Below are 20,296 nucleotides of genomic sequence, written 5' to 3' on the forward strand. Positions count from 1 at the left end.
TGACCGCCTGTGACCTACCGCGTCGGCGCGACGCCGCCGAAGAACGCGTTCCCCGCCTGGGAGCCACGCGTGCCGGTCAACCAGTGGCTGAGGATCTTCCCGAACTCCGACGGGACTCTGCCGGCCTGGGACGACTTTCGCTTCGACTACTGCCGGCGCCGCGACGCGATCCCGTTCTGCTCCACGAAAATCGACGGCGACTCGACCAAGCTGTCGGCGCTGCGGCAACGGCTGATCAACATGCCGTCGTGGATGACCGTGCTCTACCTGACCGACCGCCACGAGCCCGAGGGCGACCTGTCGCCGTCGGCGTACAAGGCGAACTTCAACGCCTTCGCCGACATGGTCGAAGGGCTGCCCGCCGGCGTCCGCTCCCGAGTGCGGTATGGGCACGTACTGACCAGGCAATGGGCTGAGAACGTGTCCGGTCGCAGCTACAGCGTCCACGACACCGGACGCGGCGACTACCTCGGCATCGACATGTACACCAACGCCTACGGCGCGGACGGGAAGGTCGCCACCTCCTACCCGGACCCGGCCGCGTTCCTCAGCGGCGTCAAGGCATACCGCTTCAACTCCGGCGACACCCGGCCGCGGGTCTTCCCGGAGATGGGCGCCGTGGGCCTGCCATGGGACACCACCGGCAGCGCCCGGGCCGGCTGGCTGCAAGGCGTCGCCGACCAGCTCGACACCTGGTCGAAGGCCGCCCAGGGCTGGCGATTCGACGGCTTCATCTGGTGGAACCAGGACTGGAACGGCACGTCGATCTCCGGGATCGGCACGCTACGCGCCTTCCAACTCGACCACCGGCACGGCGGCAGCGGCACGAACGGCGACCCGTACAAGTACGTCGTCCTGGCCGGCAACCCACCGCCGCCCCTGGCCACCTTCAACTCGATCGCCGCTACCCACTACTCCAGTCAGGTGCCGCCCCCGGCCAACGATCCCGCGCCGGCGCCGGAAACACCGCCCCCGGCCGACACCGGGCAGCCGCCACCGCCACCGCCGCCATCGAGCTTGCCCGTCACCGGGCCCGCTGCGGCACGCTTGCTGCGGGCCGACTACACGATCCTGGTCACCGACGCCAACTGCCAGGTCATCGGTGACCCGCTGCACGGCTGGACCAGCCTCCAAGCCACCAAGCGGTGGAAAGAACCGGGATCCGGGCAGGTCACCATCCCCGCGTACCGGTACGTCCGCGAGCAGCTTGTGCCGGGGTGCCGCATCGTCATCCTCCGCCGCGTCCTCGGACGCCAGCACGTCCTGATCGCCGGCCCGATGGAAAGCAAGCTGCGCGAACGGGCAGACGATGGCGAGAAGGGGGGCGTCGGGGTCCTGACGATCAGCTTCGCCGAGGACATGGCGTGGCTCGGCGCGCGGCTGGCCTACCCGGATCCGTCCAAGACGCCGGAGCAGCAGACCACCGACTACTGGACCTACACCGGCAACCCTGAGCTGGGGATGCTGCAACTGGTCGCCACGCAGGCCGGACCGAACGCGCTGCCCGCGCGGCGCGTGCCGCGGCTCGTCGTGGCGACCTTCTCGGGCATCAGCGGCACCGGCACCGTGAAGCTCGGCCCTACCTCCGACGTCGCTCCCCGCGAGCGGCTGGAGAAGGTAACCGACGTCCTGCGCCGCATGGCCACCCTCGGCAACGGGGCGGGCCAGCCGGACGACTCGCTGGGCTTCCGCACCAGGCAGGTCGGCGACCAGGTGCTGTTCGAGGTGGTCCGTTCCCGGGACCTCTCCCGTGAGGCGTTCTTCTCCTTCGGCAAGGGCAACCTCAAGTTCTACAGCTTCGAAGAGGCAGCGCCGAAGTTGACCCACCCCATCGTCGGCGGGCAGGCCGACGCGGACGCCGGCGCCGACCGGTTCATCCGGGAGCTGCCCACCACGGACTCGGCGCAGCTCGCCTGGGGACGCTTCGAGGGCTACGTCCCTCGGCCCGGCACCACACCCCTCGCCGAGATGCAGGACGCCGCGACGCAGGCGCTGGAGGAGAACGGCCAGTCGGGGCGGCTGGCGTCGAACGCCGCCGACACCGTCGACCAGCGATACGGAATCCACTACGACGTCGGCGACCTGGTGTCCATCGAGCTGGACCTCGGCGAGTACGTCACCGCGCCCGTGCAAACGGTCTCCCTTCAGGCATGGCCGACCGCCGGCGAGGTTGTCGGCACAACCATCGGCGACCAGTCCGCTCGCTACGACTCCGCCTGGATCCGACGCATGCGCGAGCTGGACCGCCGCGTGGGCTACCTGGAGCGCCGCGGGCTCACCCGATAGCCACTACGTACGACATGGGGGTGGCCCGTCGTGGCCGAGACTTCCTACCCGGTCGCTGGCGGCGGAGCCGTCACCGACGCCGCCTACGAACTGCTCATGGCCGAGATCACGGGCTCCGGCCTGCTCGGTTCCCCGTCGGTCAGCTCGTTGATGTACGCGGACTCCACCGGCCGGCAGATCAAGCTGCGCGCGTTGCGGCAGGCGATCATCCGCGGCTTCCGCTGGCAGACCGACGCCAACGGACTGACCGTGCCGGTGCCCGCGAACACGAGCGGATTCCCTCGGCTGGACCTGGGCGTCCTCCGGCTCGACCGATCCGACTTCAGCGCCCGGTTCCTGCTGAAGCAGGGTGCGCCATCGGCCAACCCGGTACCGCCGTCGGTGGAGCAGAACACCCTCGCCGACGGCGTCTGGGAGATTCCGGTCGGCACTGTCCGGGTGGCGTCGACCAACTCGACGCAGGCCAACAGCGGCCTGCCGTCGATCGCCGCAGCGGACGTGACACCGCTGGACTACTTCATCGCGCCGCCAGGGATCGTCACGCACTCGACGCGGATGCCGCCGCCGAAGCCTGGGCAGATCGTCACGCAGTGGGACAAGGGCCGAACGCTGGCCGCGTACGGCGAGAAGTACCACCTCATCGGAGAGGACGGCGCTGAGCTGTCCGTCACGGTCAAGTCCGGCTGGGACAACGCCCGGGTGATGCTGACGCGCCGCAACGGATTCGTCTACATGCAGGCCATCCTCTACCGCAACACACCCGGCAGGTCGACGGCGGCCAGCACCGACATCGTGCTGTTCAACCTCCCGACCGACTACCGGCCGCCGAACGGGGTCATCGCCTACCTGTCCGGCGCCCACCAGGACTCATTCGCGCGGTTCTATCTCAATCCGTCGACCGGCGACGTGGGCATCCTCGGCTACGCCAACGCGCTGCTGGACAACCAGTTCGTGATCATCCACCCGGTCAGCTGGCCCGCTCGGTACTGACCAGCAGCTGCTGACCCGCGGACCACCCCGACATCCCCTTCCTCAGCCCGGACCGCTCGCCGGTCCGGGCTTTTCCATGCGCTCCTTACGAGAGGGATGCACTGAATGACCCGCTTCTGGTTCGGCGGCAGCTTGACCGACTGGACCTTCACCTCCCAGGACAGCATCGAGGGCATTCCCGGCCTGGTCCAGGCAGCCGGCGGCATCCAGGTGACGTTCTGGGACCAGGAGACCAACGGCACCCGGTACGAGGACCTGGTCGACGCCGCGAACAACCCGATCACCTTCGTGGTCTCGTCCGACGGCACCGACGGCCGCGCCGCCGGCACCATCGCCCCATTCCTCGGCCCGGACAACGTGCCCGCCATGTGGGCCGAGGCCGCGGGCGGACCGCGCCTGCTCATCAACGGCTGGACCGGCGCCGCACTGATGGACGTCATCGCCCGCGCCGGCGGCATCGAATCCGCGCTCGCGGCCCACGTCGCCGCGAACAACCCCCACCGCACAGGGCTGGCCGACGCCGCCGACATGGCGGTCCCGGCACCGGACGCCCGGGTCGTCGGCCAGGTCGTCGGCGTGGTCCCCGGAGGCGGCTTCGGACTGCTCACCCCCGCCCAGACCTCCGGCGCGATCCTGCTGAACCCGCCCAAGAGCGGCGGCACCTACGTCGGCAACGTGGCACAGCCGCCGGACCCCGCGCAGGGCCAGAACGGCAACCCGTGGCTGCGGATGCAGGCGATCTACTCGGGCGACGACAACCTGCCCGACATGGTGCAGTGGGGGTCCACGACCCCCGGCGGCGTGTGGGTCAAGACCGGCTGGCAGAACGGCAACGGAGAAGGCCGCGACGCGCCCAGCACCGCCAACCGCGTGGCCCGCCGAGTCTTCGAGTACGCCCAGGGCTCGGGTGGACCGAGCACCGGCCGCTTCTTCGAGCTGAGCACCAACCCGAGCCAAGCCGCTCAGCGCGAGGCGCTGTTCGGCGCGTACGGCACCGGCCACGCGTCGCAGCCCGGCTGGATGGTCGCCACCCGGGTCCTGGCAGGTATGCAGGGCGTCCGGGCCGGCGGGAACTACAACGGCCTGTCGCCGATCAACTTCCGCGGCGTACGGACCAGCGCCGGCGCGCCCACCACCGGTACGTGGATCACCAACGACGCCGTCATCGACTCCAACGGCGCGCTGTGGGTGTGCACCGAGGCCGGCGCCCCCGGTACCTGGGTCACCGCCGCAGGCGGCGCGGGCGGGGCGCCGACGATCACGAACACCTGGTACCAGGAGACCGGCGCGGTCGGAACCGGCCAGTACCGGTTCTACAACCCGACCACCTCGACGCTCACCCTGCGGAGCTTCGTCGCCAGCGCCGGCGGCACCGCCCCAGCGGGCGGCGACTTCGTGATCAACCCGCGTCTCGACGGCGCCGCCGTCTACGCCAGCGCCAACCGGCCGCGGATCACCTCCGGCTCCCGCACCTCCGGCCTGGCCACCACGCTCGCCACGACCGCGTGGCCGGCGGGCTCTTACCTCACGGTCGACATCGACGCCGTCGGCAGCACCGCGCCCACCAAGGTGTCCATCCAGATGGTGGCGAGCTGATGCCCATCTCCAGGGTCGACGACCAGGAAATCATGCCGCCCGGCGCTCAGTCCGGCTGCACCGTTCCCGGGTTGAGCGGCGTCGTCGACGGCGACTTCGTCGTGCACCTGTTCGCGATGCTTCACACCTCGGCCACGGTCACCGAACCGGTGCCCGGGCTGGCCACGCGCGGCGACGCCTCCAGCGGCAGCAACCTGTCCGCCCGGCTCCGCTCCCGCAGGGCCGCGTCCGAGCCTGCCAGCTACGACTGGCTCACCAACGCCACACCGAAGCAAGGCGCGTGGGCCGGCGCGTACCGCGGCGTCGACCCGACCGCACCGGTCGCCGCGGCGCAGATGGTCGCCGGCGTGGCCGGCACCGTCCAGACCACCCCGCCCGTGGACGTCCCCGCCGGCGGCTGGTTGGTCTACGGCGTGGCCAGCCGCCACATTCCCGGCGCCGCCGGGATCGCGAACTGGTCCAGCAGCACGGTGGGCGAAGCTCGGCGAGCGAGCCTGGCCACCAACGCGGGCTCCGCCGACCTCACCATGTCCGTCTTCGACTCCGCCGGATCCCTGTCGGCGGCCACCGGGCTCACCCGCACGCTGACCAGCTCCATGACCGAACAGAACGCCGTGGTGTTCGCGATCGTCTTGCGCCCGGCCGCGGCCCTGGCCACGCCGTTCGCCGAGCCCACACCGGGCATGCCCGTCTTCTGACCGCCCGCCACGGAAGTCACCACCATGCCTCTTTCCACCGGTACGACAGGAGTTCCCGTGACCGTCCGCGTCGAGTTCGACAAGACCAGCTACTCGCCCATCGAGCCGATCAAGTTCCAGGTCGTCATCGAGGGCGAGCCGACGATGGTGACCAAGACCGTCACCGTCAACGGCACCGTCACGCTGCCGGGGGCGACCACCCAGGACGTCTCGGGCATCACCACCGTCGTCGACAAGACGGTCTACGGCCCGTTCACCGCCGACGGATATGACGTCGTCCAGGACCCGGCTGACCCGTCCCGCTACACGGCGACGCCCGTCGCCCGCTGACCGACCCCGTCCACCAGGCCGTCCACCCACTCGGGTGGGCGGCCCTTTTCGTACCCATCGGAAGGAGCCTGCCGTGTCCGAGCAGGAGCTTGACGAGCCGAACATCGTCATCACGGCCGGCGTCGAGGAGGACCCCGAGACCGTCACCGGCGAGCCGGTCGACGAGGCGCAGGTGCTCGGCGACGCCGTCCACCTCGCCGACCCGGCCGAGCACCAGGAGGTGGCCTGAGATGGCCACGCCGTGGGTGCTGGTCGGGTGGGCAGAGCAATTCCGCGTCGAGCTGAACGCGGTCGCTCCACGTCGAGACAAGGCCAGCGACGGGTCCGTGGGAAACCTCGCCCACCAGCAGTACCCGTCCGGCCACAACCCGGACGAATCGGGGAACGCCGAGCGTGGCGACGCCGACAACATCAACGAGGTCCGGGCCATCGACGTCGACGTCGACCTGCGGGTGCCCCGCCTCACGGCCGCGATGATCGTCGCCTACCTGGTCGGCCGCTGCCGCGCCGGCAAGGAGAAGCGGCTGATCTACATCATCTACAACCGGACGATCTGGTCGGCGGCGTCCGGCTGGGCCGCCCGCAAGTACAGCGGCAGCAACCCCCACGACAAGCACTTCCACTTGTCCGGACACCCCGACGGCGACGACGATCGCCGTCCGTTCGGCCTGGCCACCATCGTGGGCAAGACGCCCACTCCGCCGGCCGCCCCGCCCAAGCCGGCCGCACTCGGCTCGCGGCTGCTCTCGCAGGGCACCCGGGGCCAGGACGTCAAGGACGCCCAGGAACTGCTCAACCGGCGCGGCGCGAAGCTCACCGTCGACGGCGACTTCGGCCCCGCCACGGACAAGGCGCTGCGTGCGTTCCAGCGCAGCCACTGGCTCACGGCCGACGGGGTCATCGGCCCGGCCACCCTCGGCGCGCTGCGCACCAACCTGGGCGGCCGGACGCTCAAGCGCGGCATGTCCGGCGCCGACGTCGGCGAACTCCAGCGGCTGCTCACCAAGCGGGGCGCGAAGCTGACCGTCGACAACGACTTCGGCGCCAAGACCGAGGCGGCCGTCCGGTCCTTCCAGAAGACCCGCCGGCTGGGTGCCGACGGGCAGGCCGGACCGAAGACGGTCGGCGCGCTGAGGGGCTGACGGGCGTGGTCTCGATCGACTGGCCGCGCCTGCCCACCGTCCCCGCGATCCGCTGGCGCACCATCGTGACCGTTCTGCTGGCCAAGGCCGCCTGGGACGTGGTGGGTCTACTCGCCGGGGACATCGCCTACCAGGCCCCGAGCTACGACGTACTGCGCAGCCTCCCGCCCGTCGGCGGCATGAGGCTGCGCGGCGTCGTGCTCGGCGCCTTGACCGTCATGGCGTTCACAGCCGCGTACCGCATCGGCCGCACCAGCAATGGCCGCTCCCTGCGTATCTGCCTATGGCTGCTCGCGATCTGGTACATGACCTGGGCCGCTGGCTTGGTGTCCTCCTGGATCTACCACTCGCGGATCCTGTCGTGGAGCGCACCAGCTTCCGTGCTCGTCGTCGCGCTGCTGGCCATCATCGCGGCACGAGCCACCCCTCGGCAGGTTGGAGGTGACTGAGTGTGGAACGCCCTCGTCGCCGCGCGGACGTACGGCGATGCCGGCGCCGCGCTGGTGATCGCCGCAGTCGCGGCAGAGGCGGCCGGGTCACAACCACCGGTCGAGCTGCTGTGGGTAGGTCAGGCCGTGACGCTGCTCGTCGCGCTGGCAACGGGCTGGTTCGCGTTGCGTTCGAAGAAGACCGAGGTCACCGACGGCCGGCAGGCCCGATTCGAACAGCGGATCGACGACGAGCTGGATGACCAGCGGGCTCTGACCCGCCAGTGGCAGGACGCCTGGGACGTCGAGCACCGCAAGGTGCTGCGGTACGAGTCCTACCTCCTGCGCCACGGGATCGACCTGGACACCGGGCAGAGGGGGACCAGCAATGCTCCATGAGGGCAAGCGGAGGCGGCTGTCGCCCGTCCTGGCCGACGAACCGATCATCGGCCAGGACCTCACCCGCCGCGTGCGTGTGATCCTCCTCGCCGTGGTCACCGCGTTCGTACTGACCAACATCACCTCCTACCTGATCGGGCAGGCGGTCAGGGCCGACGCCGACAGAGACAGCCGGGCGCGCCTCGCCGCCCTGGAGCGGGACTTCGCGGCCGACCTCGAATCCCGACGCAAGGCCAGGGACAAGGACGTCGCCCGGCAGGACGCCGAGTTGCGGCAGCTCCGCGCTGACGCCTGCACCCTCGCCGACCGGATCAACCCGCGCGACGCCGCGGTGCAGGACCTGCGCCGACGCTACGGCTGCGCCGGCGGCGGACGGCCCGCGAGCACCGCAAGCGCGACACCGAACACGCCCCGTGCCACACCGGGACCCCGTCGGACCGGCGGCAACCGCCCCGGCCAGCCCGGCGCGCAGCCCGGCCCCGCGCCCCGGCCGCCCGCCGGCACGACCGCGCCCCGCCCGCCGGCCTCGTCCACTCCGAAGCCGCCACCACCGCCGTCCACGTCGCCGCCTCCGGCACCGGACGGCGGACTGATCTGCCTGCCGCTGCTCGGCTGCCTGCTGTAGCGCACGAGCGGCCGGCGCAAACCTCTCTCTCTTCGGCCCGGCCGCACACGGCGCGGGCCGTTCTTCTTGACTCCTGGAGGCCCTATGGCCGCGCCCGTGATCACCTCCACCTCCCTCAACAAGACCGTCTACCCGCCCGGCGAGACGATCGTCGCCTCGATCGCCACCACCGGCACCGAGTCGGCGCAGATGGAACTCGTCGTCAGCCTGCGCAACAAGGCGACGGGGGAGACCTCCTTGCCGGCCCGCGTCGGCTTCGCCCTTCACGCTCCCCGCGTCGGCATGTCCACCGCACCCGGCAAGCCGACCGAGAAGATGCTGACCACGTACCCGCGCGTGCGCTACATGCGCGACTTCGGCAAGGACACCGACCGGGACAAGCTCCCCGAGCTGCCCGCCCACGGCTCGGGCAAGATGGCCGCCCCCGCGGACTGCGCGGTGCACGTCAGTTGGAAGGACAACGTCGAGCAGCTCACCGGCTGGCTCGACGCGCTGACGCGACCGGTGTACCTGACCTGGTACCACGAGCCCATGGGCGACGTCGCGCCGGCGACGTATCGGGTGACCGCCGCCCGTGTGTCGAAGATCGTCGCCGCGCACCGCAACCGGCAGTTGGTGCTCGGCCACGGCCCGATCGTCACCCGCTACTGGCTGGACGAGGGCCGCGGCAACCCCACCGACTGGTGGTACCCGGGTGCCACGCACTACGGCATCGACTGCTACTCGCGTGACACCGCCACCTACTGGGGCCCGGACCGCATGTTCGGCGTCGCCTTCGGCAAGGTCCGCGCGGCGCTGCCCGGAGTCCGGCTGCTCGTTCCCGAGTACGGCCTGACCCGGACCGTCTCCGACACCACCGGCGCCGGCCGGGCCACCGCGATCCGCGAGCACGTCACGTGGCTGCGCCAGCAGCCCGACGTGGACGCGGTCGCCTACTGGAACAACTGGGCCGAGTACGAGATCAGCAGCTACCCGCTGGAGTCGAAGGCCTGGCGCGACAGCCAGATGGCCTAGCCGCCGTCCCGGAACCACTCGCCGCCGCGGCGGACCCACCCCGGCTGTTGGGGCTGCTGGTCGGGGCCGAGCACTGCGGGGACCTCCCGCCATCCATCGCGGTCAGCCATCAGGTTGCCGGCCACCGTCCGGGCGTCCGCCTCATCCGGGTAGGCGCGGGCCACGCCCGCGCGGTCGGCGTACCACCGGCCGTCCGGCAGCTCGCCGACCTCGATGTGCACGCAGTCCGATCCCGACGCGTGCCCCCACCGCCACCGCTGGACCCGGCGCAGCCCGGGGTGCTCCCACGTCCGGATCGGCTCGCCGCGCTCCACGTCCACGCCACCAACGTACGTCGAGAGGAACCCATGACCCCGACCGTCGGCCGCATCGTCCACTACGTCAGCTACGGCACCCCGGGTGGTGAGTACAAGAGCGAATGCCGCGCCGCCGTCGTCACCGAGGTCAACGGCGACACCGTCGGGTTGGCCGTGCTCAACCCGGGTGGTCTCTTCTTCCACCCCCTCGCCAGCGGCGGCTGCGAACGCCACGACGGCGACCCGTCCGCCACCCCCGGTGCCCCCAAGACGCCCTCGTACAACGGCGGCACCTGGCACTGGCCCGAACGAGCCTGACCCTAACGCGACCCGCCCCGCCCCGCCTCAACCCTCATCGACAAGGAGCACCGTGCCCAGGATCTTCGGTCGCGACCCCGCGATCTTCCTCGCGGTCATCGCCGCGGCGATCAAGCTGATCGCCGCGTTCTTCATCAACCTGACCGCCGATCAGCAGGCGGTCCTCAACACCGTAGCGGCGGCGGCCGTCGGCGTCGCGGTGGCGTTCATGGCCCGCCGCGACGGCCAGGTGGCGGCTCTGCTCGGATTCGCCCAGGCGGCGCTCGCGGCGGCGGTCGGCTTCGGCCTCGACCTGAGCGCGGAGAAGCAGGCCATCCTGCTGTCCTTCGTCGGGGTCGTCCTCGGCATGTTCGAGCGGACCCAGATCACGGCGCCCACACCGGCCGCCGGCCCCGGGCCGATCGGTGCGAACGTCGCCGTTCCGGCGGAGGACACCGCGCTGCACGAATGACCGGAATACGACTGTTCTTCGAGTAGAAGGCGGTTGATGCCGGCGGGTACGGTGCCCCGCATGACCACTCCGCCCCCCGCCGACTTCCCTGACCCTCCCGCAGTTCCGCCCCCCGCCGAAGCACCTCCGCTGGAGCCCACGCCGACGCCGACGAAGAGCAAGCTGCCGATCATCCTGGCCGCCGTGTTCGGCGCTCTCCTGCTCGTCGCCATCGCCATCGGCGGCACGCTCTACTTCGTCGGGGACCGCGACGGCCTGACGCGGGAGCAGGCCGAGCGGGAGTGCCGCACCGCGCTGGAGCGCGAGGCGCACCGGCGCACCTCGAATCTGAACGGCAGCGATCTCGGGGTGCTGAACTCGGTGACGGGGGTCGACCTCCAGGACGTCTGGGAGACCGACGAGGGATGGTCGGTCAACGGCTCGGTCAACGTCACCATGACCACGCCGATTCTGGGCCAGACGCCCACCTCGTTCGGCCTGACCTGCGACGCCGTCGCCACCGACAACGGTGTCCGCACCACGGTCAAGAACCGAGTCTGACAAACCCGCAAAGAGGCCGCTGCGTCCACCCGCCTTCGAGCGGGTGGACGCAGCGGCCTCTTTCTGTGTTTCCCGGCCGCGCTACGTCGAAAGGTGGTGCGGGCCCAGCAGCCGGCGCGTCTCACGGGCACCGACCAGTGCGAGATTGTCGATCGCCCCCGTCACCGGCGCGGTCACCTGGAACTCCAGGACGACATCGCGTCCGAAGCCAACGTAGGACATGTGGTCGTTCCAGTCGAAGGTCCAGATCTCCACGTCGTGATCGCCGTACGTGTCGTACTTGGCCATGAAGCCGTCCAACGTCACATGGGCGTTGACCTCGGCGGTGCCGACCTGAGTGCCGTCCTCGTAGCGCTCGGCGGGCGTCCAGACCAGGGTGTCCAGGTCAAGGTCGACCGCGCTGAGAGAGATCTCGTCGACGTTCCGTGGGAGTTCGACCTCGGCGAAGTCCAGGCCCGGAACATGGTAGTTGTCCTCGCCCGGCACTTCGATCTGCTCGCCCACCAACCCGTCGCAGGTCTGAGGGAGCATTTCGCGTAACAGCTCCTCCATCGACGGCGTGGTGTTGGTCAGCTCGTCGACCTCGTGGCTGATCTCCAGCTCCGAGCGGACCTCGGCCAGCGCTGTGCGGAACGAGACCTCATCGCGGTCGGCGCGCTCTCGTGCCTCGGCGTACTGCTTGTGGATCTGGCGCTCAGCCTCGGCGAGCGAGATTCCCCGCTTGGTGGCCATCGCGTGGGCGAGCCCGGAATCCTCGCGGATGACGGCCAACGCTTCCGCGTACCGGAGCCTGTATGTGGCCGCGAGCCGACTTGCCTTGGGGTTTTTGCTCATGACGGTGTCCATCCCTCCCGGGGTAGCGCCCACGCAACCACCGCCGGGCGAATAGAGGTACACCCGTCGTTGGTGATTCTTGGTCTGCGACGAGCCTTGCGAGCCCTTGTCTCTCGATGTCGCGCTGGGGCGTGGGCCACGGGCAACAGGAGGAACGGGTGGCGCAGCGCCACCGATGCCTCCAGTATAGCCGGCCGGCCGGACAGTCGCCCCGGCCGCGAGATCGGCTCGGGGGCGGCCCCTGTGAAGAGACCGCCCCCGACCGAACCCCCGGTGGGTGCGGGCGCGGCCAGCGCCCACCCGATCGAGCTCTACTCGCGCAGGAACCGGGTGACGGGCGGAGCCGCCGGCTCCTTCACCGACTCGTGGAGCATCACCTTGACCGGGTCGCCGAGCTGCGGGACGGGCACCGCTGCGCGCGGGTACGTCCAGTACCGCCGGAGGTCCACCACCGCGGTGGCCTCCAGCTCGTGCTCGTCGACAAGTTGCCGTACCGACCACCGGCGCCAGCGCATCCACCACCGGCCGCGGTAGGTGGCTTTCCAGTGGTCCCACCAGGTCGCGAACCGGGCGGTCTGGATGACCTCCCGACGGTGCCCGCGTACCCGCTCGGTGGGCAACTGCTCGGCGAGCACGCTCATCGACAACGTCATCCGCATGCCGTCGATCTGCTCGACCAGCTCCGTCCGGCCGGCGGCGTACGGGCCGAGGTCCTCGCTGATCTGGCTGCGCACCTCGTCCAGCACGATCACCTTGAAGTTGCTGGGCGTGAACGGCGTGTCCCACGGGCTCATGCCGTGTCACTCTCCGTCGGCCAGGTGCGCCAGTGCTGCCAGGCGCGAGACGGGGTGGGGCCGCGCTGCCCCTGGTAGCGCGAGCCGTACACAGCGGAGCCGTACGGGTGCTCGGACGGCGAGGACAGCCGGAAGATGCACAGCTGACCGATCTTCATGCCCGGCCAGAGCGTTATCGGCAGGTTCGCCACGTTCGACAGTTCGAGAGTGATGTGCCCGGAGAAGCCGGGGTCGATGAACCCGGCGGTGGAGTGGGTCAGCAGGCCGAGCCGGCCCAGGCTCGACTTGCCTTCCAGCCTGCCGGCGAGCGTGTGGGCGAGGGTGATGACTTCGAGCGTGGATGCCAGCACGAACTCGCCCGGATGCAGCACGAACGGCTGACCTTCCGGCACCTCCACCATCGAGGTCAGGTCGTCCTGCTGCACCGACGGGTCGATGTGCGTGTACAGGTGGTTGTTGAAGACCCGGAACAGCCGGTCCAGGCGCACGTCGATCGAGGACGGCTGCACCAGCGTGGGCTCGAACGGCTCCAGCGCGAGCGCGCCCGCCTTGATCTCGGCCATCAGGTCACGGTCAGATAGCAGCATCGGTGCTCACTCGGCGTGCGGGGTCGAGGCGACCTCGGTGCTGTCCGGCAGCGTCGAGATCACGAAGTCGGCGAAGACGTTCGGCGCGACCCGGGAGAGCTGCCGCAGGCACTCCACGGCCAGCTCGCGGATCTCCACGTCGGCGTGCTCGGTGGCGCGCATCTTCACGAAGTGCCGCCACGCCCGGTAGTTCCCGGTCACCACGATCCGGGTCTCGGTCGCGTTCGGCAACACGGCCCGGGCCGCCTGCCGGGCCTGCTTGCGACGCAGCGTCGGGTTGGGCTCGTCGGTGAAGCGGGCCTCCAACCCCTCCAGCAGATCGGTGTACGCGCGCACCGCCGCCTCGGACGCCTCGACGAACTTCTTGTGCAGCTCCGGGTCCTCGGCGATCACCGCCGGCTCGACCATGGCGGCGTCCCGCTCGGGCACGTAGCGCTGGGAGAGCTGCGAGTAGGAGAAGTGCCGGTGCCGGATCAGCTCGTGCGTGAACGACCGGGAGACGCCGCTGAAGTAGAAGCTCACCGAGCCGTGCTCCAGCACGGACAGGTGACCCACCTCCAGGATGTGCGCCAGGTAGCCGGCGTTCGTCGCGGTGACCGGGTTCGGCTTCTTCCAGCTCTGGTAGCAGGCCCGGCCGGCGAACTCGGCGAGCGCCTGCCCACCATCGGCGTCGGTCGACCAGGGCACGTCATCGGGCGGGCTGAAGTGGGTCCATGCGATGAGCTGGACGTGGGGGTGGGCGGTAAGCACGGTTCTCCTTCAGGCGGCGGAAGCGGTGGTCTTCGTCTGGACAGCTCGGGCGAGGCGAGCAGTCCAGTCGTGGTATTCGGCCTCGGTGTAGAGGCGGCCACACACGTCACACTCGATGTACGAGCTGCCGTCATGGCGCATGAGCTGGGAGACCTCGTCGCAGCCCTCCGTCTTGCACAGTGAGCCCAGGATCGCCCGGGGCAGGGGTTCGGTCTCGCCGAGCGCGCGGCGCAGCGCGGAACGCAGCTCGCGGATGTCCTGAGCGTTGTCGGCGATGCCGGGGTGTCGGTCGCATGCCTCGTCGGCGCGGTTGCGCATCCAGACCACGAGATGGGGGACGGCCGCGGCCGGGAGTCGCTGGTCGGGCCACAGAGTGTCGCGCCAGTCCCGGACGATCTCGTCCAGCACGGTGGCGGCCGACAAGTAGCCGATCTGGTCGCCGGCGGCGACCAGGATCGGGTTGCCGCCGGGGTCGAGGACTGGCCGGGCGATGTTCACGGCGTGCTCGACCTCGCGGATGTGCGTGCCGCCGGCGTCGACCACGACCTCTCGGCTGCGGACGATGACGCGCTCGGTGGTCGTCTTGGGTACGAGGGTGTCGCGAATCGTGCCGGCCCGCGCTGGCGCGAGCAAGTCGACCAGGTCTTCGTCGATCGGCAGGGTCCGCTCGCGGCTGCCGGACACCAACGGCTGACGGGACCGGGCCCGGACTGGCCCGGCGCCGCCGAGCGCGGCGAGAGGATCACCCGTCCGCCGATCGATCGGCTCGGTGAGGTCGATGTTCAGCAGCGCGTCCGTCATCTCGTCGATGTCGTCGAGGTGCCGGTCAAGGCGGTGGCGGCAGGCATCGTCGACGGGCATGCGGTGGGGCCGGCGTGGTGCAGCGTCAGGGCGGTAGACGCGGCACAGAACACAGTCGTCGGTCATTCGGATGATCTCCGTTCCCGCTGATCCGCGGTTACTGTTGCTGGAGATCAACCGCTGGGGGCGGGAGATCGCAGGGGGGAGCGATGGGCCCGGATGTCAGTCCGGGCCCGTCTCCGTTTCTGCCGGCGCGCAGGCTGGTGGTCAGGGGATCAGGTCGTCCAGGACCCGCATGATCAGCTCGAAAGTAACTGCGGTCGAGTCGCGGAGCCATCGGCCTGCCCGGCACCGGCGCGTCTGGCGAGGCCTCACCGGTGGACGCGGTTTCACCGCGCGCCCCGGGGCTGGATCGTCTTCGGCGCGCGACGGCGCGGTGCTGGGCCGGTGTTGCGGTTGCGCCGTAGCCACAGTGCCCGCTGCATCGGGTCGGTGGGCGGCTGCTCCGGATGCTCCTGCTCTTCACTGAAGCGCCGGATCAGCGCCACGAACTCGGCGTACTGGCGGCGGCTCTGCGCGCGGGTGAGTTGGTCGTGGAGTCGGCGCATCGCCCCTGCGGCCCCGCGCGCGTGCCGGTCCAGCTCGAATACGCGCGCGAGCAGCTCCGCTTGCTGGGGGGTGAGGTGGACGACCTCGGTGGAGTGGGTGCTCACCCAAGCCAGGAGGACCTGTCTGGTGGGCATGCTGTTGTCGTGCTGCGTCGAGTCCATCAGCGCTCCTCCTCCGCCTCGACTTCGGTGTGGCAGGGACGGCCCTGATGGTCCGCCCGGACGCATCGCCACGGCCGCTTGTCGGCGCGCACGACGCACTCGTCGGGATGCAGCCGGATCGGCACGAGCGAGGTGGGCAGGTAGCCGCCCCGGTTGTAGTTGGGCCGGTCAGGCACTGCGAGCCACCTCGTCGGGGAAGAAGGTGCCGCACGAGCAGAGGTGGTCGGTGCCGAACGTGCCGTCTTGCCGTTCGACGTGGCCGGCCGCCTCGATGCACAGGCAGATGCCGCCCAGCTCCCACATCAGCGGGCAGCGCGCACCGCACAACGACGGCGGTTCGACATGCTGCTCTACGTCCGGGGCGGGGCGGGCACCGCTGGCCGGTTCTGGGGCGTTGCTCACGGCTCCGACCTTCCCCGCATGACCGACTTCGGCGGGGCGATCTCGTCGGCGGCGAGACGCAACACGCCGGCGGCCAGGGCCGGTAGAACGGTGCACGAGACCACCTCGATCGGCTTGGTGGCGTCCCCTTCGACGTAGTCGCGGGGGTGCTTCTCGTGCCTGACGACGGTGACGGTGTACCAGGACTGCGTCATCGGTTCCTCTTTCGGATCGCGGCGGCGAGCAGGGCCGCGCGGGCGGAGCGGTTGCGGCCGTTGCGGATCAGCAGCGGCACCATGTAGCGGATGAAGTCGGCGAGCGCCTCGGGGCGGGTCATGCCGGCACCAGCCCTTTCCGAACGAGCGCGCGGGTGACGAAGTCCGCCCGCTCGGTGTCGACGTGCGTTCGCAGTTCGTCGTCCGGGTCGGGGCCGTCGCTGTCGGGCGTCCAGCCGCAGACGCAGACCTCGCCCGCAGCGCCGTTACCCGGGTCCGTGGGGCAGTGCGCGTAGGTGGCGAGCCACTCAACGATGCGGCGGTCGGTGGTGATGACGTACTGCTGGCCCTCGATCGTCACCTCGCTGCCCTGTACTTCCCGGACCTCGCTGGCGAGGTCCTGCAACCAGGCGGCCCGACTCTGTCCGGATGTCGCCGCCGCCGGGCCCGCTGGGACGTGGGGGATGGGTCCGGGCATCGGTGCTCCTCCGGGGAGAGTCAGGGCCAACGTGGGCTGCTCGGGCGCAGGGCTGTGGCCTGCTGCCCGGGTGGGTAGGAGCCCCGCGTCCTTCGCGCATTCAGGTCCGTAGCCGCGCGCCCGCGACTCCGGGTCGCTGAGCGGCCGATCGCACCCCCGGCAGCGCACCTCACGGGGCGCGGCCGGGGTCGGCATCAGGGGCAGCGGCTGCACGGGTCAGGCAGCCGCCTGGTTCGCTGGGGCGGTCAGGTCGACGTGGACGGTGACCCCGCCGACCTGGACCGGCTCGCCGCCGGACCGGGCGAGCTGCTCGGCGAGTTTCGGCGGGATGCCGATCGCAGTGAGGCGCACCATCGCCTCGATGACGGGCAGCTCGGTTGCTGGCCAATCTCGCCGGTTGCCGGTTCCACGGGATCCGGCAGTGGGCCGCAGCAGGCCACCGGTGGTCCAGGTGTCGAGCTTACGAGCGGTGAGCCCGGGGGTCCGTTGCAGGATCTGACTGCGGTCCATCCCGATTCCTCCTTTTACGGGGTTGTCAGAGGTCACCAGTCGGTGACGAGGTTGCGGATGGGCGGCCCGTCGAACATGACGATGCCGCCGCCGTCGAAGAGCCGTTCCACGACCGGGTCGTCGTACCGGTCGAGCAGTTCGTTGTAGGCCAGGCCCGGATCGGTCGAGGTGTTCGCGGTGACGATCGAGCGCCGCTGCTCCCGGTCCCGGATGTCGAGCAGTTCCTGGACCTGGGACCGCCACCAGTCGCTGACGTTTTCGCGGCCCAGGTCGTCCAGCAGCAGCAGGTCGCACATCGCGGCTCGCTGGAAGGCATCCGGGTCGCGCCGCGACGGCACGTGCTGGCTCGCTGGTACGTCCCGGTCCCGGTCGGCCGGCCGGCATGCCTCGTTCAGCGCCACGGCGGTGATGGACACGACCCATGCCCGCTCGGAGTGGGCGTGGTTGCAGATGGCGTATGCCGCCGTGCTCTTTCCGGTCCGCGACGATCCGGCGAGCACCAGCACCCGAGGGCCACGGTCCCACCAGGCTGACACCAGGCCGCGCGGGTTCTGCTGCGGCCGGAGCATGTCGTAGCTTGCCTTTGCGTGCTTCGACGGTCGGGCCTTCAGGTAGGCGGCGTGCCGGTTGGCGCTCTGCAACTGCTGGCGGGCCTCCGCCTCGGCGCAGTCGGTCTCGGCGTAGAGGCGGTCGCTCGCCGCGATGACCTCCGGGTCGGTGAGAGGGAGGCCAGCGAGGGCACCACGCAGGTACGGGCTCGGCTTGCTGGCTCCTTCCTTGCTGGCCACTGCCCGCAGCGCGTCAACGGCGGCAGCGCGAAGGGCTCGTCGAGGCGCGAGTTCGTCCGTCGAGCCGTCAGACCAGTTACGGGCAGCGGCTTCCATGTCGGTGCGCTGCTCGGTGGTGAGCCCGGCCAGCGGGTCCAAGGGGGCGGGGGCGGTCATGCTGCACCTTCCACGATGGGGTTGGCGACGTCGCTGGAGCGGGCGGCACGGCGGAACGGGTTCCGTGCGTCGCGTTCCTCTGGCGTTGTCGTGTCGATGTGCCGGTTCGTGCTGCGGCGCTGGCCGCGCTGCTGGGATGCCTGCCGCGCTCCTCTGACCTCGGCGAGGGCACGCTCGATCTCCCGGTGGCTCGGGATGCCGGTGTCGCAGAGCGTCAGGGCGTGTCGGATCTCGATGTCGGTGTAGTCGACTTCGAGGTACGTCTTGATCAGGTTGCCGAGCTTCACCAGGGGGTGGGTGCCGCCGACCGGTGTCCGGTTGGCGGCGCGGTAGTCGATCCACCGGCGAGCTATCCCCATCGCCTCGTCGTGGGTCGTCGGGTTTCGGCCCTCGGCCTCCGGTACTTCGCCGTCGAGCGTCGGCTGGGCCGGCCGGCCCTTCGAGGTGCTGACCCGCTTGCCCCGAGGGGTGCGCCGGGGGCCGGTCGAGCCAGCCTCGCCGTTGGCGCCGGGCCGGTCATCCGAAGGATGATCGGAATCTGTGTAACCCCTCTGAGGTAACCCCTCTTTAAAGGGCAGGCCCTCTCCGGCGGTCGGCTCTCCGGTGGCCGGAAGGCCGGACCTCGGGGCCCCGGACGCCGGATTTCCGGACGCCGGTTTCTGCTGTCCGGAAATGCCCGAATCGGTGTCGGGTGCCTCGTGGAAGTCCTCGGGATGCAGGGAGCCGTCCGGGTAGCGCAGCAGGAAGGAGCCGTCCTGCTGCTCGAACAGCGGCACGCCGGCTGCCGCCCCTCGGAAGATCTGGTACTGCTCCGCCCAAGCGGCAACCGGCGTCTCGGAGATGGCGGTACTCATTACGAACTTGCCGTCGAGAAGGCGGCACCGCTCCAGCCGGTAGTAGCCGGCGGCTGCCAACTCCCGCAGCGCGGTGCGGACGGCCGCCTCACCCTCCCGCTCAGAGTCATGGTCCTCGCCGACCTTGCCGTGGCTGGCGATCTGGGTGGACCGCACGTCCCACCCATCGGGCTTGTTCAGGAGGAAGGCCAGGATGCCAAGGGCCCGGAAGCTGATGCGGTGGTCTTCGACCGTCCGCGAGTCGATCTGGACGAAGGGGTCCTTGCGTCGCTTGCGGAGGCCACCCCGCCGGGGGTTGGTGCTCAACAGGCTCTCCTAGGTGCTGGTTCTAGGGCTGGTCAGGGCGGAATCGGCGCGGCCGGTCAGGTCGGCACCGCTCCCCGGGTTCGTTTCCGCCGCTCACGGCGGTTTTTCCCTGACTCCCCCGGGGGGAGATACATCGCTGTGTCTAGACGAAAGCTAGCACGCCGTATAGACGTGATCAAGTCAGGGTGTCTATACCGGGCCAGGTCTTCATGTCTATCCAGACGTCGATCCGGTATCCTGCCCGCTGTATAGACGGTTTGGAGGACGGCAGAATGGCCGAGCGCCGAAAGCAGCAGCCAGGCCCGGCCGAAGCAAGCCGGGCCGTGCGCGACAAGCTGGGGACGTTCAAGCTGCCCCGCGTCGAGTGGGAGCTGTTCGGCGCAAACACTGATGCCCTCGGCACCGACCGCTCCGCCGAGCTGCTCAACTTCACCCGTTGGGCCAGCCGCCACCCCGCCGGCACCACGCCGCGTCGCCCCGACCGCAGCGCCCCCACGCCGACGGTCGACCCGGACCTCCCGCCGACTCAGCTCGGCACCTTCCGCCTCACCACAGATGAGTGGACCGCCTTGCGGGACGCGGCCGACAGCCTCGACAGCAACCGGTCCGCCGAGCTGCTGAACTTCGTCCGCTGGTTTAACCACGACCCGGACGCACGCCGACTTCGCCGTACACCGACAAGAAAGGCCACAGCGTCGGACGCGCCACCAGCAGCCAGCAGCCGCCCGGCGCGCGCTGAGCAGCCGTCGACCGTCGAGGAACCGAAGGACGCCCTCGGAACGTTTCGGCTGCCCGAGCCCGAGTGGCGGCACTTCAGCGTCAGCACCAGGAGACTCGGCAGCAACCGGTCGGCTGAGCTGTTGAACCTCGTCCGCTGGGTCAACCGCGACCCGCGGGGAAGGGCACCACGCCGGCCGCCGGCCGAACCGAGCTGAGGATCCGGCCCACCGCCTCGTCGT

30 protein-coding genes and 1 pseudogene are annotated in these 20,296 nt (G+C 70.3%); 15 read left to right on the forward strand and 16 right to left on the reverse strand.

The window, feature by feature from the left end:
- The first annotated feature begins 9 nt into the window (after positions 1–9).
- The 11 genes from ACLQ2W_RS06095 to ACLQ2W_RS06145 all read left to right on the forward strand — a co-directional run bounded on the left by ACLQ2W_RS06095 (position 10) and on the right by ACLQ2W_RS06145 (position 9,508).
- Complete coding sequence (locus ACLQ2W_RS06095; protein ID WP_425785558.1) at positions 10–2,286, forward strand: Gp37-like protein; 2,277 nt, start codon at positions 10–12, stop codon at positions 2,284–2,286.
- A gap of 30 nt (positions 2,287–2,316) precedes the next feature.
- A complete protein-coding gene (locus ACLQ2W_RS06100) occupies positions 2,317–3,276 on the forward strand; it encodes a hypothetical protein (RefSeq protein WP_425785559.1) in 960 nt (319 codons plus the stop codon).
- Between the two features lie 105 nt (positions 3,277–3,381).
- Positions 3,382–4,872, forward strand: a complete 1,491-nt coding sequence (locus ACLQ2W_RS06105) for a hypothetical protein (RefSeq protein WP_425785560.1) — start codon at positions 3,382–3,384, stop codon at positions 4,870–4,872.
- Positions 4,872–5,570 carry a hypothetical protein gene (locus ACLQ2W_RS06110; protein ID WP_425785561.1) on the forward strand — a complete coding sequence of 233 codons (699 nt, stop codon included), beginning with the start codon at positions 4,872–4,874 and terminating at the stop codon, positions 5,568–5,570. The genes ACLQ2W_RS06105 and ACLQ2W_RS06110 overlap by 1 nt, the downstream gene beginning before the upstream one ends.
- 57 nt (positions 5,571–5,627) lie before the next feature.
- Positions 5,628–5,900 carry a hypothetical protein gene (locus ACLQ2W_RS06115; protein ID WP_425785562.1) on the forward strand — a complete coding sequence of 91 codons (273 nt, stop codon included), beginning with the start codon at positions 5,628–5,630 and terminating at the stop codon, positions 5,898–5,900.
- A gap of 73 nt (positions 5,901–5,973) precedes the next feature.
- Positions 5,974–6,129 (forward strand): hypothetical protein, encoded by a 156-nt coding sequence (locus tag ACLQ2W_RS06120; protein ID WP_425785563.1) that lies wholly within the window; start codon positions 5,974–5,976, stop codon positions 6,127–6,129.
- A gap of 1 nt (position 6,130) precedes the next feature.
- The gene (locus ACLQ2W_RS06125) at positions 6,131–7,042 is read left to right on the forward strand and encodes a peptidoglycan-binding domain-containing protein (protein ID WP_425785564.1); all 912 of its coding nucleotides are present in this window, start codon (positions 6,131–6,133) and stop codon (positions 7,040–7,042) included.
- A gap of 5 nt (positions 7,043–7,047) precedes the next feature.
- Complete coding sequence (locus tag ACLQ2W_RS06130; RefSeq protein ID WP_425785565.1) at positions 7,048–7,491, forward strand: hypothetical protein; 444 nt, start codon at positions 7,048–7,050, stop codon at positions 7,489–7,491.
- Positions 7,492–7,869 carry a hypothetical protein gene (locus tag ACLQ2W_RS06135; RefSeq protein ID WP_425785566.1) on the forward strand — a complete coding sequence of 126 codons (378 nt, stop codon included), beginning with the start codon at positions 7,492–7,494 and terminating at the stop codon, positions 7,867–7,869.
- Positions 7,859–8,494: a hypothetical protein gene (locus tag ACLQ2W_RS06140; protein WP_425785567.1), complete on the forward strand. Its 636-nt coding sequence runs from the start codon at positions 7,859–7,861 to the stop codon at positions 8,492–8,494. The genes ACLQ2W_RS06135 and ACLQ2W_RS06140 overlap by 11 nt, the downstream gene beginning before the upstream one ends.
- 84 nt (positions 8,495–8,578) lie before the next feature.
- Positions 8,579–9,508 (forward strand): hypothetical protein, encoded by a 930-nt coding sequence (locus ACLQ2W_RS06145; RefSeq protein ID WP_425785568.1) that lies wholly within the window; start codon positions 8,579–8,581, stop codon positions 9,506–9,508.
- On the opposite strand, the gene ACLQ2W_RS06150 is transcribed toward ACLQ2W_RS06145, so the two are convergent.
- Positions 9,505–9,828 carry a hypothetical protein gene (locus ACLQ2W_RS06150; RefSeq protein WP_425785569.1) on the reverse strand — a complete coding sequence of 108 codons (324 nt, stop codon included), beginning with the start codon at positions 9,826–9,828 and terminating at the stop codon, positions 9,505–9,507. The two genes, ACLQ2W_RS06145 and ACLQ2W_RS06150, sit on opposite strands and share 4 nt — an antisense overlap.
- Before the next feature lie 27 nt (positions 9,829–9,855).
- Between ACLQ2W_RS06150 and ACLQ2W_RS06155 the strand changes: the two genes are divergently transcribed.
- From ACLQ2W_RS06155 to ACLQ2W_RS06165, 3 genes are read left to right on the forward strand one after another with little or no spacing between them, the layout of a single operon-like run.
- The gene (locus tag ACLQ2W_RS06155) at positions 9,856–10,122 is read left to right on the forward strand and encodes a hypothetical protein (RefSeq protein WP_425785570.1); all 267 of its coding nucleotides are present in this window, start codon (positions 9,856–9,858) and stop codon (positions 10,120–10,122) included.
- A gap of 52 nt (positions 10,123–10,174) precedes the next feature.
- Positions 10,175–10,573: a hypothetical protein gene (locus tag ACLQ2W_RS06160; protein ID WP_425785571.1), complete on the forward strand. Its 399-nt coding sequence runs from the start codon at positions 10,175–10,177 to the stop codon at positions 10,571–10,573.
- Positions 10,574–10,633: 60 nt separating this feature from the next.
- Positions 10,634–11,113 (forward strand): hypothetical protein, encoded by a 480-nt coding sequence (locus tag ACLQ2W_RS06165; protein ID WP_425785572.1) that lies wholly within the window; start codon positions 10,634–10,636, stop codon positions 11,111–11,113.
- A gap of 81 nt (positions 11,114–11,194) precedes the next feature.
- Here ACLQ2W_RS06165 and ACLQ2W_RS06170 read toward each other — a convergent pair whose 3' ends face one another.
- From ACLQ2W_RS06170 to ACLQ2W_RS06240, 15 genes and pseudogenes are all read right to left on the reverse strand, one after another.
- Positions 11,195–11,959: a hypothetical protein gene (locus ACLQ2W_RS06170; RefSeq protein ID WP_425785573.1), complete on the reverse strand. Its 765-nt coding sequence runs from the start codon at positions 11,957–11,959 to the stop codon at positions 11,195–11,197.
- A 299-nt stretch (positions 11,960–12,258) separates the two neighbouring features.
- A complete protein-coding gene (locus tag ACLQ2W_RS06175; RefSeq protein ID WP_425785574.1) occupies positions 12,259–12,741 on the reverse strand; it encodes a hypothetical protein in 483 nt (160 codons plus the stop codon).
- Positions 12,738–13,328: a dCTP deaminase gene (gene dcd, locus ACLQ2W_RS06180; protein ID WP_425785575.1), complete on the reverse strand. Its 591-nt coding sequence runs from the start codon at positions 13,326–13,328 to the stop codon at positions 12,738–12,740. Before dcd ends, ACLQ2W_RS06175 begins: the two co-directional genes overlap by 4 nt.
- A gap of 6 nt (positions 13,329–13,334) precedes the next feature.
- Entirely contained in the window at positions 13,335–14,078 is a 744-nt protein-coding gene (gene thyX, locus ACLQ2W_RS06185) for an FAD-dependent thymidylate synthase (protein WP_425785576.1), read from the reverse strand.
- Between the two features lie 9 nt (positions 14,079–14,087).
- On the reverse strand, positions 14,088–15,056 hold the full coding sequence (locus tag ACLQ2W_RS06190) for a hypothetical protein (RefSeq protein WP_425785577.1): 969 nt from the start codon (positions 15,054–15,056) through the stop codon (positions 14,088–14,090).
- A 212-nt stretch (positions 15,057–15,268) separates the two neighbouring features.
- Positions 15,269–15,649, reverse strand: coding sequence for a hypothetical protein (locus ACLQ2W_RS06195; protein ID WP_425785578.1), 381 nt, complete (start codon positions 15,647–15,649; stop codon positions 15,269–15,271).
- Positions 15,649–15,825: a hypothetical protein gene (locus tag ACLQ2W_RS06200; protein ID WP_425785579.1), complete on the reverse strand. Its 177-nt coding sequence runs from the start codon at positions 15,823–15,825 to the stop codon at positions 15,649–15,651. Before ACLQ2W_RS06200 ends, ACLQ2W_RS06195 begins: the two co-directional genes overlap by 1 nt.
- Positions 15,818–16,051 (reverse strand): hypothetical protein, encoded by a 234-nt coding sequence (locus ACLQ2W_RS06205; protein WP_425785580.1) that lies wholly within the window; start codon positions 16,049–16,051, stop codon positions 15,818–15,820. The genes ACLQ2W_RS06200 and ACLQ2W_RS06205 overlap by 8 nt, the downstream gene beginning before the upstream one ends.
- Positions 16,048–16,245, reverse strand: coding sequence for a hypothetical protein (locus ACLQ2W_RS06210; RefSeq protein ID WP_425785581.1), 198 nt, complete (start codon positions 16,243–16,245; stop codon positions 16,048–16,050). The genes ACLQ2W_RS06205 and ACLQ2W_RS06210 overlap by 4 nt, the downstream gene beginning before the upstream one ends.
- Positions 16,242–16,367, reverse strand: coding sequence for a hypothetical protein (locus tag ACLQ2W_RS06215; protein ID WP_425785582.1), 126 nt, complete (start codon positions 16,365–16,367; stop codon positions 16,242–16,244). Before ACLQ2W_RS06215 ends, ACLQ2W_RS06210 begins: the two co-directional genes overlap by 4 nt.
- The gene (locus tag ACLQ2W_RS06220) at positions 16,364–16,723 is read right to left on the reverse strand and encodes a hypothetical protein (protein ID WP_425786043.1); all 360 of its coding nucleotides are present in this window, start codon (positions 16,721–16,723) and stop codon (positions 16,364–16,366) included. The genes ACLQ2W_RS06215 and ACLQ2W_RS06220 overlap by 4 nt, the downstream gene beginning before the upstream one ends.
- Before the next feature lie 99 nt (positions 16,724–16,822).
- Positions 16,823–16,918, reverse strand: a pseudogene (locus tag ACLQ2W_RS06225) (DUF6011 domain-containing protein); the annotation flags it as partial.
- A gap of 21 nt (positions 16,919–16,939) precedes the next feature.
- Positions 16,940–17,233, reverse strand: a complete 294-nt coding sequence (locus tag ACLQ2W_RS06230; RefSeq protein ID WP_425785583.1) for a hypothetical protein — start codon at positions 17,231–17,233, stop codon at positions 16,940–16,942.
- 32 nt (positions 17,234–17,265) lie between these two features.
- Positions 17,266–18,177 carry an ATP-binding protein gene (locus tag ACLQ2W_RS06235; RefSeq protein WP_425785584.1) on the reverse strand — a complete coding sequence of 304 codons (912 nt, stop codon included), beginning with the start codon at positions 18,175–18,177 and terminating at the stop codon, positions 17,266–17,268.
- Positions 18,174–19,337, reverse strand: a complete 1,164-nt coding sequence (locus ACLQ2W_RS06240) for a hypothetical protein (protein ID WP_425785585.1) — start codon at positions 19,335–19,337, stop codon at positions 18,174–18,176. Before ACLQ2W_RS06240 ends, ACLQ2W_RS06235 begins: the two co-directional genes overlap by 4 nt.
- A gap of 272 nt (positions 19,338–19,609) precedes the next feature.
- Here ACLQ2W_RS06240 and ACLQ2W_RS06245 point away from each other — a divergent pair, with 272 nt between their 5' ends.
- Positions 19,610–20,272, forward strand: coding sequence for a hypothetical protein (locus tag ACLQ2W_RS06245; RefSeq protein WP_425785586.1), 663 nt, complete (start codon positions 19,610–19,612; stop codon positions 20,270–20,272).
- The last annotated feature ends 24 nt before the right edge of the window (positions 20,273–20,296 follow it).

The organism is Micromonospora sp. DT227, from assembly GCF_049841835.1.
Classification (GTDB): Bacteria; Actinomycetota; Actinomycetes; order Mycobacteriales; family Micromonosporaceae; genus Micromonospora.